At 66.3% G+C, this 12,684-nt stretch carries 13 protein-coding genes; 9 read left to right on the forward strand and 4 right to left on the reverse strand.

All coding sequences use genetic code 11. The annotated features are described in order from the left end of the window. Positions 1-237: 237 nt before the first annotated feature. Positions 238-591 (forward strand): VOC family protein, encoded by a 354-nt coding sequence (locus BL254_RS03385; RefSeq protein ID WP_013871950.1) that lies wholly within the window; start codon positions 238-240, stop codon positions 589-591. 2,313 nt (positions 592-2,904) lie between these two features. Then, complete coding sequence (locus tag BL254_RS03390) at positions 2,905-3,741, forward strand: toll/interleukin-1 receptor domain-containing protein (protein ID WP_157180400.1); 837 nt, start codon at positions 2,905-2,907, stop codon at positions 3,739-3,741. Positions 3,742-4,316: 575 nt separating this feature from the next. Here the strand turns inward: BL254_RS03390 and BL254_RS03395 are convergent. The 3 genes from BL254_RS03395 to BL254_RS03405 are packed head-to-tail and all read right to left on the reverse strand — an operon-like array spanning position 4,317 to position 6,767. Next, positions 4,317-5,057, reverse strand: coding sequence for a hypothetical protein (locus BL254_RS03395; RefSeq protein WP_047222019.1), 741 nt, complete (start codon positions 5,055-5,057; stop codon positions 4,317-4,319). Beyond that, entirely contained in the window at positions 5,054-5,650 is a 597-nt protein-coding gene (locus BL254_RS03400) for a guanylate kinase (RefSeq protein WP_076842492.1), read from the reverse strand. The genes BL254_RS03395 and BL254_RS03400 overlap by 4 nt, the downstream gene beginning before the upstream one ends. Continuing rightward, complete coding sequence (locus tag BL254_RS03405; protein WP_139342162.1) at positions 5,631-6,767, reverse strand: AAA family ATPase; 1,137 nt, start codon at positions 6,765-6,767, stop codon at positions 5,631-5,633. The genes BL254_RS03400 and BL254_RS03405 overlap by 20 nt, the downstream gene beginning before the upstream one ends. A 315-nt stretch (positions 6,768-7,082) precedes the next feature. Here BL254_RS03405 and BL254_RS03410 point away from each other — a divergent pair, with 315 nt between their 5' ends. Continuing rightward, positions 7,083-7,382: a hypothetical protein gene (locus tag BL254_RS03410; protein WP_235433338.1), complete on the forward strand. Its 300-nt coding sequence runs from the start codon at positions 7,083-7,085 to the stop codon at positions 7,380-7,382. Then, positions 7,369-7,638 (forward strand): hypothetical protein, encoded by a 270-nt coding sequence (locus BL254_RS29230; protein WP_139342163.1) that lies wholly within the window; start codon positions 7,369-7,371, stop codon positions 7,636-7,638. Before BL254_RS03410 ends, BL254_RS29230 begins: the two co-directional genes overlap by 14 nt. Before the next feature lie 84 nt (positions 7,639-7,722). Here the strand turns inward: BL254_RS29230 and BL254_RS03420 are convergent, their stop codons facing one another. Then, positions 7,723-8,133 (reverse strand): helix-turn-helix transcriptional regulator, encoded by a 411-nt coding sequence (locus tag BL254_RS03420; protein ID WP_047222017.1) that lies wholly within the window; start codon positions 8,131-8,133, stop codon positions 7,723-7,725. Positions 8,134-8,377: 244 nt separating this feature from the next. Between BL254_RS03420 and BL254_RS03425 the strand changes: the two genes are divergently transcribed. The 5 genes from BL254_RS03425 to BL254_RS03445 all read left to right on the forward strand — a co-directional run bounded on the left by BL254_RS03425 (position 8,378) and on the right by BL254_RS03445 (position 12,671). Next, positions 8,378-8,785, forward strand: coding sequence for a plasmid replication, integration and excision activator (locus BL254_RS03425; protein WP_076842495.1), 408 nt, complete (start codon positions 8,378-8,380; stop codon positions 8,783-8,785). Next, a complete protein-coding gene (locus BL254_RS03430; protein WP_076842518.1) occupies positions 8,782-9,099 on the forward strand; it encodes a hypothetical protein in 318 nt (105 codons plus the stop codon). Before BL254_RS03425 ends, BL254_RS03430 begins: the two co-directional genes overlap by 4 nt. 124 nt (positions 9,100-9,223) lie before the next feature. Next, a complete protein-coding gene (locus BL254_RS03435; protein WP_076842496.1) occupies positions 9,224-10,756 on the forward strand; it encodes an FtsK/SpoIIIE domain-containing protein in 1,533 nt (510 codons plus the stop codon). Then, on the forward strand, positions 10,753-10,962 hold the full coding sequence (locus BL254_RS03440; protein ID WP_076842497.1) for a hypothetical protein: 210 nt from the start codon (positions 10,753-10,755) through the stop codon (positions 10,960-10,962). Before BL254_RS03435 ends, BL254_RS03440 begins: the two co-directional genes overlap by 4 nt. Further along, the gene (locus tag BL254_RS03445) at positions 10,959-12,671 is read left to right on the forward strand and encodes a replication initiator (protein WP_371389908.1); all 1,713 of its coding nucleotides are present in this window, start codon (positions 10,959-10,961) and stop codon (positions 12,669-12,671) included. Before BL254_RS03440 ends, BL254_RS03445 begins: the two co-directional genes overlap by 4 nt. Positions 12,672-12,684 lie beyond the last annotated feature (13 nt).

Genomic DNA, 12,684 nt, shown 5'->3' on the forward strand with positions numbered 1-12,684 from the left:
TCTCCCGCGGCGCGCGCGACGGCCGGGCGGTCGGTGCGGGCGGTCAGTGAAGGACGTTCCCCCGTCGCCGGGCACGCGGGCCTCCCGGCTGCTGGACGTGGTCCGAAAGTTCGTCTCCGCTACGGCTGACAGGGTCTAGGTTGTTGATGCACCCACAGTCGCGGAACCCGCGAACCCCACCGATTCGGTGCTGTCCCGGGTGCGGCTCCGGAACCGATCCAGTCACAGGAGGTACCTATGAGCGACCGGCAAGTACGGATGATCGTCCTGTCGACGGACGATCTCGAGGAGTCGATCAAGTTCTACACCGAGACCCTCGGCTTCCCGCTGAAGTTCCGCGACGGCGCCCACTTCGCGGCTCTTGACGGCGGTTCGGTGACCCTTGCCCTGGCCACAGCGATCGATCACCCCATCCACGGCCAGGTCGTCGTGGGCATCAAGACCGACGACGTCGACGGCGCGGCCAGGGCGATCGAGGAGAACGGCGGCGGCATCGTGAAAGGCCCCTACGACGACGCTCACGAGCGCCGCGCCGTGGTGTACGACAACAAGGGCAACGGCCTGGTCTTCTACAAGCCGCTTCCGCGCTGACGCACATTCGATCCGCGTATTCGATCCGCGCCCACGCTGGCCGGTCACCAGCCGGCGTGGGCGCGGATCAACCAACCGACGACGCGGCCGTGGTCTCGTACGGCGTTCCGCCACCTCGCCCGCAGCCTTCGGCTCTCCCGTGACGAGCGACCCCGGTGAGACGAGATGGTCGATCCGGCCGTGACCAGCCGAGCCCAGATCACTCCGCGACCGAAACAACCACAGATGTCCTGGTCAGGAGGGAGCCGGCGAGGGGATTCGAACCCCTAACCGCTCGATTACAAGAGCAAGGCAGACCGTCCGTCGGTGTTCGTGGCGTCCGGTGACCTGGCCCAGGCGTCCACCGGCTTCCGCGCCTGTCCGTGGACGTCCGCCGGCTGGGGTACACCTCCGGGTACACGAGGGCGGCACCTCACGAGCTTGGGAAAAACGTGCAGCGCCCGTCGTTGACCTGGCCGACAACGTTCCTGCCCAGGTCAACGACGGTCCAGTCATCGTCGGAGACCACAGATCGGACCACATGCTATCCGTTGCTACTGGCACGGATATGGCACGACGAAAGATCACCAACGATGCCCGGCAAGCCTGGCCGCACCGCAGGCACGCCAGCGCCGAGGAGCGGAAACGACACGGCAGTGCCTTGGCGGCTAACCGCCCGATTACAAGATCGGGCCGCGTAGTCCGCTGACGTCCGTACTCCTCCGTTGGCCTGCTCCCAGCCCTGCCCGCGTCCACCCCGGTCGCGGCCGGTGTCCGCGGGCTTGACTGTACGGATGGCTGTACGACTGGCTTCCGAACCGGGCTACTCACGCCACCACGGGGGACGCCCACCCGTCCATACTTCACCACCGAACATAGCTATTTCCGGAGAAACAGTGGCAGGGAGATAAACGCTTGCCGATTCGACCCCTGAATCCGATGGAACGAAAACGCAGGTTAGATCTTTCACGGGATCCTTGAGCCCTACACCAAATGGGGCCGCAACGTACTGCGCGGGCACCGCCGTTCGCGGCAAGATCGAAAGTGACACATCCGACCCAACCCCCTCCTCGTTCGCAGCCACGGTACGGATTAGACCCACCAATATTTGCGCAATTCCGAGCACCTTAGAATCATTATTTTTTCGATACCTGCRAATAAGATCAATTGCTCGATTTAGATCGRCACGCCTYGGCGGCATCCCAAAAGCACCGACACGAAAATCGTGCTTCCCGCTCAGCGGCGGAGTCCTCGTCACGTCGAAATCGACTCGTGGGTTCCAGCGACCCAGGCCACCACCAAGCGCGTTTGACACAGTGATTCCGACCGGTTCAAGGCTGTCAGGAGTAGTCCGACTATCCGCGAACCCAGCGACCACAAAGGCATGCCCAGAGTCCCTATTTCTAAGCGGCGGGCGTATCGAAGCGACTGCCGATCTGGCGCTCCGGGCAAGAACATCGAAGTACTGCTGCGGCTCGAYGCTCGCCAGCGTCTGCGCCACCCATTGCTCGGTCTTCATACCACCAAGGCAAGCAAGGCCCGTGTAGCCCATAAGAAAACGTCCACATAGAACGATGGCTTTGTTTTCAGTGTCCTCCGGGGGCCTAGCAGAATTCTTCCAGGTGATTCGCCGATCCGAGGCCAACACGGCGAATTGGTGGGAGACATAGCTCAGAATCAGGGTCACGCTAATCCCCCGCTATCGTACGAAGTAGAGACCGCCTTACCGCCAGCGCCGGGGTGAGCTGCAGGGGGCAACGTGGCTGGGCTGTCGCGCTGTGCGGTACGAGCGCAGACGGGTATTTGATCTCAGAACGAGATCGGCTGCGGGGCTCGACCAGACGCAGGTCATGGCCTCGCCCACGTCTACCCCGGTTGCAGTACAACTGCCGTACCGCGGGCCACTGGCGGCGGTTACGGAACGTTAACAGATCCGACCAGCAGATTATGAGATCACCGGTGCTTCGTCCGCTGATGTCCGTGAACGTCCGCCGGTCCTGATCACGGGCTCGGCCTCGTCCACCGAGTCCCGTGGCCGTCTCCCGTCGTCCACGGGCTTGGCTGCCAACATCGCGCCAGCAACCTTCTGGTCCGTAGACCTCGGTGCTCCCTCAACGGAGGTCCGCCGGTATCCACCGGTGCAGGTCATGGGCTTGGCGATGTCCACCGCATCCGACCCTACCCGCTTGACCAGTCGACCGAGCGACAGATGGAACGCAGGGAATCTCTCCACGAGAGTCTGCCTCCGTAATAGGCGTGGAAGGCCGATAGAATCCGATCTACGGTCTCGGTGTACACTACGCCACACCTTGGCTGTTGACACGGGGAATGTGCGTGAAGATCTTCATTAGCTGGTCGGGCGACACGTCGAAGCAGATTGCGGAGATCTTCCGGGACTGGCTACCTATCTTGATCCATGAGATCGATGTCTTCGTATCGTCCCAGGACATCGGTGGCGGTACACGCGCGCTGGACGTCTTGGCGGACGAGTTGGACGCAACGTCCTATGGCCTGATTGTAACGACCAAGGCAACGCAGTCGGCGCCCTGGATCAACTTCGAGTCTGGGGCGCTTGCAAAGCACGTCGCCAAGAGCCGCGTGGTACCGATTCTTATCGACCTTGGGGTATCGGACCTTAAGAACCCGCTCGCTCAATTCCAGGCTATCGATAGCCGACAATCCGACGCCATGGTAAAACTGGTACGTGAGATTAACGCCGAGGCGTCACCGCGGCCCGTTGTCGACGAGATATTGAGAAAACGCTTCGAAGCCTTCTGGCCGGAACTGGACGAGAAGCTGGCGACGGTGCGGTCTACACTAGGAAAGACTTCCGGCGAACCCGCTATTACCGAAAAGGAAATGATGGCGGAGATTCGCGCCGAGGTTCGGCGGCAGTCGCATCAAATCTTCGAGATCTCGGCCAGAATCTCCGATGCACTCCCTAAGGGTGAGCGCCAGATCATTTTCTCGCAAATCGCCACATATATGATCAGTACTGAGTATTCTTCGAATTCCTATAAGCACACCAAAGGAGATTTTGGACCCACATACAGGGTGGAAAAAGAGCCTTCAAAGAGACTGACGGACTTCTTTGATCATGTCGGGCCGATGATGGGTCAGAGCGTTCAAATTGAATGGCCTGGTGGATTCTATTCAAACCCGCCCTTCTAGGATCTAAGTCGTATGCATGTGGGAGTCGCTGACCGTCTTCCTGTATTAGACCTGGTTCCAGAATGATCCGCGGAATCCATGGACGTCTCTCTGCCTGCTTGGCTACACCGTCGTGTACACCAACGCCGTCTCGTGTGAGCTCACGGGAAGCAGAACTGAAGCCGTTTCGCAGGGTGGCCACGGACGGTCTCGAGGCTGGCAGGCTGGGCGGGTCGGGCTGTCCGGCGAGCGAAGCGACCTGGTCCAGTCTTCCGGCCATGCGCTGGCGTGCCCGCTGCTCGTAGTTCCGCCCCCTGGCGTGCGCGATGTCACCGGCGCTGGATGGCGGCTCGTGCCATGGCTGGCTGCTTCCCGCCCTGTCCACGTGTGCCGCCTGGACAGGGCTTGGGTGATGATTCTGTGCGGTGTGGGCTGCGACGCGCCGGCGAGCACGGCCGGCCACGGCCGCGCGCAGCCGTCGCGCGGCGCGGCTCGCGCCGCGCCTTGATCCTAAAACGGGAAATTCGGCAGTCTGTTGGACTTGTACCGGACCTGTGTTCGGTGATGTCTCGGCCGATCGGAACGTGATGGCCTGTTCATGTCGATCGTGGGGTCGTGCCGCGGCGAGCAAGGTTGATCAGAGCGTCTGTGCGTGATGCACGGTTGGGGAGCTGGTCAAGAACGGTTTGGGTGCGGTCGATGGCGTCTTGCAGCTCGGGGGCGTCGCGGGCGGGGAACGGTTCGGGGATGTGGCTGAGTGGCGCGGCAACGACACCGTTGGCGCCGGCGGCAAGGCTGGTGGCGATGTGGCGGGCCGTGCCGTCCCACAGAGCGAATGCGGGTCCGGCAGCTCCTCGGAGAGCTGCAAGATCCTCGGAGCCGACCTTGGACACCTTTGCACCGCGGGGAAGGCAGCCGTGCGCGAGGGCACTGTGGGCCAGGTCCGGGGTAAGCGTGTGGCCGCTGAATTCGGGGTGGCTGAAGACATAGCTCGGGTTCGGCAGCGCGGCGAGGAAGCCGCGGGCCTGGTCGATCGTGTGCAGGTCCCGCAGGACAACCATGGGTGTGATCCCGCGACGTTCGGCTTCGGTGATATCCGCCGGTGACCAGCAACAGGCGGTGATCCGGTCCGGGCTGATCACGGCYGTCCAGATATCGATTGTGGCGGCCCGTTCGGCCGTGGTCGCGGTGTGTCCGTTGGTGGTGGTGCCGGACAGGATGAACAGGTCGGCCCAGGTGGCGGCGGCGCGTCGGGCGTACCGCTCGGTATCGGTGGTGCTGATCGCGCCGTCGGTCGTGCGGAACGTGAGCGCAGGTATGACGAGCTGGAGGCTCACGGGAGCCGGTCCCGCACGGGCGGAAGATGCTCCGGGGCGCCGGTCAGCGTCTGATGGATCAGATCGGCGGCCGCGGCCGGTGTCCGCTGGTCGGTGCGCAGGACCATGGTGAACGTTCCGGGTGCGGCTGCGGCTAGGTCTGCCTGTGTCTCGTCCCAGACCCGAAGCCGTTCTTYGGGATCGCTGCTGCCGCGTTCATGGAGGCGGGCACGGGTGATGTTGCGGGGGCACCAGAGCAGGACGGTGAGCCATCGGGCRGGATAGCCGGTGCGCAGTGCGGTGATGCCGGCGATCTGGCCCAGGTGCACGACGGGGATCTGTCCGGCGGTGATGATCTCGTCGAGTCGTGGGCTGTCGATGGCGTAGATGTTCCCGTACCGCTCGTTCGCGTAGACGATCAGATGCCGGTCGTGGAGCTGCGCGAGGTCACCGGCGGAGGTATGCCGGTACCCGATGCTCTTACCGCTCCCGGCCTTCAACCGGTCGAAATGGACGTACCGGCCGTCAACGGCAGTGAGCGCGGCGGTGACGGTGTCCTTTCCGGCTGCCGGCGGCCCRTACAGCACGACCGCGTCAGGACGCGTCGCGGACACGACTGGCAAGCTGGCGGGCCTGCTCGGCGAGGCTGGTCTTGGCGTGCCGGCCGTTGTCAACGACGAAATGCGTGCACACAGGACGTTGATCAAGGTTGAWGCTGGCTACGTATTCGTCCCAGTAGGACAGCTTCCAGGAGTCACGAGCGGCGTCGCGGGTCTCCAGATAGTCCCGCATCGAGTCGACGTCACAGCGCATCCACACGACCGCGATTTCGGCGCCGCGCTTGACGCAGCGGCTCTTCAGCCGTTGCAACCACGGTTCACTTGCTACTTCCTGAAGGAACGGTGCGGTGACAACGGTGGAGATCCCAAGCTGCAGGTTGTCGAAAACCGCGTCGAACAGGCAGCGGTATTCCAACGGCCGGACCTTGTCCCGGTAGATCGCGGTCTGCCGGTCGTTCGGATCGGCGCCCAGCGACAACAGCAGGCTCTCGGTCAGCGGCCGGCTGACGGTGTCCTTGTCCAGCAGCATCCACCCGGTGATCTCACTGACGAACCGAGCGAACTCGGTTTTGCCTGACCCCGCGAAGCCGGCGACCAGGACCAGGACGGGTGCGCCTTCCCGGGGGCGGCCGGAACTCCATGCCGACAGGATCCGCTTCTTCAGATCGCACGAGGGAAGGACGATCGACCCGCCGCCGTCGCCGCTGGGTGTCTCGACGGTGGCCAACAGACGATTGATCGTTTCGGTGACCTCGTCGTGGCGAGGGTCGACCGGCGGAGCATCGGTGGGAACGCCGATCGCGTCGCGCAGATGCGCCGGAACCCGGAGCGGATCCCGGCTGCGGGGGCGGGCGGTATCCGGTGCGATCTCCCATGGGCGGGTGGCGAGTCCGAGCATTCCACCCGGTATGCGCAGGCCGTCGGCGATACGTTCAATGACGTCGAGATCTTCGACCCGGGCTTTCCCAGTGACGATACGGCTGATACGCGGCTGGCTGAAGCCCTCGATCGACGCGGCGATCCGATCCTGACCGACATGATCGTATTTGCGGATCAGTAGGAAGATGGCGGCGAAATCTCGGGCCGCRCACGCGGCACGCATCTCCTCGCGGGCGAGTAGCGCGGCRGACACGCTGTAGGGCGTGTGGTGCGGCGGGGCGTCGGGCATCATCCGTGGACCTTCTCGCGGTGCCCGGAGGCGGTTGGTGGTGGAACGAGCGGGGCCGTCCGCTGAGCGTAACGCGGACGAGCGGTTGCGGTACGCCGGACCGCGCGGGCAGGCGCTCCGCCGACGGGTGTCAAGCGCTCGCCTACCGCTACAAACAGCATTGCCGTATACCGACAGTCAATATCGTTTCGACATTCCGTTACCGACTGGTCCTCGGTGAGGCTGTCCGGCAAGCCGGCCCTGTCCCGTGTTGAGTCCCATTGCTCCGCGGGACCGGGCCGGTATCCAACCGACAACGTGGACGGGATGGTGTGGCCAGTGACGGCAATCGTTGGATACGCGGTTGACGACGGGGAGGGAGAGGGCCGGTCGGCCGTGCTGTACGGCGTGGTGCGCTTCGAGTCGGGAGACGAACGACGGGTCCGCGACACCACGATCACATTTGATTCGCCTGCCGCAGCGGAGCTGTTCGCGCTGGAGAGCGGTTGGCACGACTTTCAGGTGACGCCGCTGTTCTTCTTCGTGGACAGCGTCACGGCGCCGGCGGCGGGGCGGATGCTACTGGGGGCGGCGCTGGCGCGGTCCATGCGGCGGGCCGGTGGCGATGACCAGCGGTAGTGATTGCGATCCGCCGCGAAGCAATCATGGCTGTACGTCGTCCGAGGCTCGGGCAGATGTGGCCAGCGGCGATTACGCGGTCACGATCCGCCCAGCGGATCGCCCCACGGACGTGATGCGAGCTTGGGCGTCGCTGCCGGACGAAGTAGGGTTCGCCGAGGCGTTCGGCGATGTTGAGGTGACGCTCGTGTTCCGATATGTGGATGAGCTGGTGCCGCCGCAGGAGCCGAATGGGTGGCCACCCACGCCAGGTTGAGCGGTCGGGCATCTGATGGTGCCATGAGGTGCAGGGGTCAGAATCGCGGCGGGCGACAACGCCCGGTGTCGGGATTCTGGCCCCTTACCTGTTGGCCGTGCCCACGGTGACGAGCTCTTCTATGGTGACCAAGCGGCGGCTGAGGTCCGCAAGCTGCTGTTCGATGCGGCTGATACCGGCAAGGATCTCCTGATCGCTTGCGTGGCCGGGAATGTCCGGCGCGCGGTTGCCGACCAGTATCCGGATCAGATGATCGTCGGGCCAGTCGAGGGCACGGGCGATCGCGGTCAACGTCTTGTTCTGCACGCGTCGGCTGGCACCGTGTTGGACCAGGCGCAGCGTGGAGACCGAGAGCCCGGACAGCTCGGCGAGCTGCTGCTGTCCGATCCGCAGGGCCGCCATGCGGTCGTTGACCGCAACGGCGACAGCGGCCCAGTTCTCACCATCAACCCGTCCCCGGGACGTGTAGACGCGCGGTGTGCTCCGTTCCAGCATGTATCACATCTTAGCTTCACAGCAAACAACATGCCCTGCCGCCGGCTGTATATCGACCAGTTATAAAAGCTCGCCGCGCCCGACCTTCCCATGCCTCGTCGATATGGCCATATACCGACCTCGCATGCATCGACGATCTACCGCTTGAAAAGCGGTTGGCGAACGGTGCACTGTAGATCCTGTCCGGAACGCGGCGAGATGTCGGCACCATCCGGACCTGATCCCTACGGAGGTGACAACGGCGATGGCGGTACCGCAACGGATTCCCGTGGTATTCACGGACGTGTTCCCGCACGGCGCCTACGTGCTGGGGGTGGAACCGGTCAACGACTTCGACAAGGCGAAGGCGGGGATAGCCGACGCGCAGGAGCGGGACAAGGTCACCGGTGAGTTGGTGTGGGCGGTGCGGGTGATGGACGCCGACCCGAACGCGCGGGCCGGCTCAGCAGAGGTGAAGGTGAAGATCGCCGCTGCGGTGCGGCCGGTGCCGCCGGAGCCGTTGGCGGGGACGCCGTTTCGGCCGGTGGAGTTCGACGGGCTGACCCTGACCCCGTACGTGAACACGAACGGGCGGACGCCCAAGCAGGGGTATTCGTGGTGGGCGACCGGGATACGGCCGGTGCGCGCGGGTGCGGGGCGGGCGGCGGCATGACCGGGGCAACAGCTATCCCGGACGCCGGTGGCGGGYGGGTGCCGGTCGGGTCGCACGGGCATATCAGCGTGCATGTCGGGTCGGACGGGTCGGCGCGGTGCTTCACCTACCCGCACGAGCGGCCGATCCTCGCGGTCGATGCCGACCACACCCATCTGTCCCTGTCCGTGACAGACGGCGTGGTGACCGTCGATCATCTCGCGTTCGCGCGGGCGCTGGTGCGGGCTGCCACCGACTATCTGGGCGAATGCGAACGGCTGCTGACAGATCCCACCGCCGACGCCTCACAGAACGAGACCGCGACCGCGGCCTGAGCGCGCTTATCAYGGGTACCGGGACGGCCGTCTGAGTCTTCTTTTTCGCTCCACCGGTTCCGGCCCGCCGATTTCTCTTCCTTCCGTTTCTTTTTCTTTCGATGCAGGGTGGGTGTGATCTGTCATGGCCAGAATCAACGGCTMCCGGCCGTTTCCCGACGTGCCGACCCGGCATCCGAAAGTCGACGTACCGCTGTGGGTCGTGCTCGTCGGGCTCGCCGGGCGGATGTGCGCCCGGCTGCTGCTCTTGGTGCTGCGGCATCCGGTCCTGGTGGGCTTGTTGCTGACGGTGGYGGTGCTCCGGGACCGGTACGGGCTGGTCGGGCTCGGGGTGGCGGCTCTGGTCCTGGCCGTGCTGGCGGTGGGGTGGCGGCTGGCGCATCGCCGGTCGTTCGCCTGGCTGGTCGGCTGGTTGCGGGGCCGGCTGCGGCTGCTGGCGGTGTACCGGTGGCGGTGGCGGCCGGTGATGGTGCATACCGGGCTGGCGATCCGGGTGCCGGTGTCCAACGGGGAGCGGATCGCCTTCGCCGAAACGTTCCCGCGTATTCGACAGGTCCGCTCGGATCGGTGGGCGGATCGGCTGCGGGTCGAGCTGCTGTACGGGCAGACCCCGCAGCAGTGGGCGGAGCAGGCTGAGGCGCTGCGGCAGGCGTTCCGCGCGCAGTCCTGCCGGGTCCGCCCGGATACCCGGGTGGGGTACATCTGGCTGGACTTCACCCACCGTGACCCCCTCGCCGAGCTTGTCCCCTTGGCCGATCTCGACGGTCCGGACGCGGACGGCGACGGCGACGGCGGGGACGACGACGGTTGGGATGACGACACGCCGGTAAACCTGACGGGAATCCCGATCGGCCGGCGGGAAGACGGCCAACTCTGGCGGTTGCCGGTCCGCGGCGCGCATGTGCTGGTGGCGGGGGCGACCGGGGCGGGGAAGAGCGCGGTGTTGTGGGCGACGATCCGCGGGCTCGGCCCGGCGGTGCGCGCCGGCCTGGTCGAACTGTGGGTCGCCGACCCGAAGGGCGGGATGGAACTCGCGTTCGGCCGGGGCATGTTCACCCGGTTCGCCACCGACACAGGCAGCATCGCCGACCTGCTCGACGACGCGGTCACGGTCATGCGGGCGCGGGCGGCCCGGCTGCGGGGCGTGACCCGGCTGCATACCCCGACCGTGGACGAACCGCTGATCGTCGTGATCGTCGACGAACTCGCCGCGCTGACGGCGTATGTCACCGACCGGGAGGTCAAGCGGCGGTTGTCCGCGTCCCTGCCGCTGCTGCTGTCGCAGGGCCGGGCGCCGGGGGTGGTGGTGGTCGGGGCGGTGCAGGACCCGCGGAAAGAGGTGCTGCCGTTCCGGGACCTGTTCCCGGTCCGGGTGGCGCTGCGGCTGACCGAACCCGACCAGGTCGACCTGGTGTTGGGCGATGGTGCCCGGGACCGCGGGGCACGGGCGGAGGAGATCCCCGACGCGCTGCCCGGGGTGGGCTATGTGCTGGCCGACGGGCAGGCGGATCCGGTGCGGGTGCGGGCGGCCTGGGTCGACGATGCCGAGATCTCCCGGATGGCGCACCGCTACCRACCACCGGTCACCGGGGCGGCGTTCGACTTCGGTGATCGCGGCGAGGGTTGGACCCCGGACGTCAACGGCTGGGCGGCATGACCACATCGGATGGCTACGCCCCGGTATACGTGCTGCCGGTCTGCTCCTGGTGCCGGCATCTGTGGGCGGCGCACCGGGCGGATGTCGGTTGCCGGGCGCCGGTCGGGCGGGAGCGGGTGTGCGGCTGCCGGGAACCGCCCCCCGACCCCCACGATCCCGACAACGGCGGCCAGGACCACGACGACCAGGAGGAGCGGGCCGCATGACGCACGGAACGGACTCGGCCGGCCTGCCAGCGGCGTATCCGGACAGTCTGACCGGCCTCGTCTCGAGTACGGATCCGGCGGCGGGTAGCCGAACGGCCCGGATGCGTCTCCCGCTGGCCCGGCAGGTTCTCGAGGCGGTCGCGGTCGACAACGGGGTGTGCATCCGGCCGCTGGCGATGCGCCGGGTAGACCTGGCCACCGGGGAGACGGAAACCGTCCCGGTGCCGTGCGGGGCGACGCTGGCGAGCAAGTGCCCGCCGTGCGCGGACCGGGCACGCAAACTGAGGATGGCGCAGTGCAAGGCCGGCTGGCATCTCAACGACGAACCGCTACCCGACCCGAATCCGCCCGGCGACGACGCGAAAACCCTCGTGCAGCTCCGCGCGGATCTTGAAGCGGTCCGGACGGATGCTGTCGCCTGCCACAACGTCGACCAGGTCACCGAAGCGGACGATTTGATCTCGCAAGTGGACATGGCGTTGGAAGACCTCGGCGTCCGGGGGAAGACCGCGCCGGACAATCGGGAGCGGACCCGGCGGACCCGGTCGACGAAACGGCGGCAGGACGCCCCCGACCTGCCCCGGCTCCCCGTCGACCGGCGCACGATCGGGCGGACGTTCACCGCACCCGACGGGACGGTGTGGCGGCCGTCGATGTTCCTGACGTTGACCTGCGACTCTTACGGCCGGGTGACCTCGGACGGCAGCCCGGTGGAGCCGACGTCGTATGACTACCGGCGGGCGGCCCGTGACGCGATCCATTTCCCTAAGCTGGTCGACCGGTTCTGGCAGAACCTGCGCCGGGCGGTGGGCTACGACGTGCAGTACTTCGCCTGTCTGGAGCCGCAACGGCGGCTGGCGCCGCATCTGCACGCGGCGATACGCGGCACGATCCCGCGGGTGCTGCTGCGGCAGGTGGCGGCGGCGACGTATCACCAGGTGTGGTGGCCGGCGTGTGATCGGCCGGTCTACGGCCCGGGTCGGCTGCCGGTGTGGGAGGAGCGGGCCGGCGGCTACGTCGACCCGGACAGCGGCGCGGCGTTGCCGACCTGGGATGCGGCGTTGGATGCGCTCGGGGAGGATGCGGAGCCTGCGCATGTGGTCCGGTTCGGGGTGCAGGTCCGCGCGGACGGGGTGACCGCGAACAACGCGAATACCGGCCGGCTGATCGGCTACCTGACGAAATATTTGACCAAGAGTCTGGACGCCTGCCACGCGGCGACCAGCGACGCGCAGCGACAGCATGTGGACCGGCTCGCCGACGCGCTGCGGTACGAACCCTGCGCGCCGACGTGCGCGAACTGGCTGCTCTACGGCGTCCAGCCGAAAAACCCACGGGCCGGTCTGGTGCCGGGACGGTGCCGGGGCAAGGTGCACCGGCGGGAAACCCTCGGCTTCGGCGGCCGCCGTGTGCTCGTCTCCCGGAAATGGTCGGGTAAGACCCTTGCCGATCACAAGGAAGATCGGAAGACGTGGATCCGGGAACAGCTTGCCGTTCTCGGTCACACCGACACCGGCGGCACGCCCGACCGGGTGGCCTGGCAACTTCTGCGCCCCGGCGACCCGGCCGCGCCCCGACGGGAACATCTGCTGCTGCGCGCGGTCGCCGACCGGCATCGCTGGCGCGCCCAATGGGATGTTGCTCGTGCCGCCCGCGGCCATCCCGACGCTGTTTCGGCAACCGGCACGAGGGTGCCCGATGCGGCCTGACTCGACCATCGGA

It is taken from the genome of Protofrankia sp. BMG5.30 (genome assembly GCF_001983005.1).
Lineage (GTDB): Bacteria > Actinomycetota > Actinomycetes > Frankiales > Frankiaceae > Protofrankia > Protofrankia coriariae.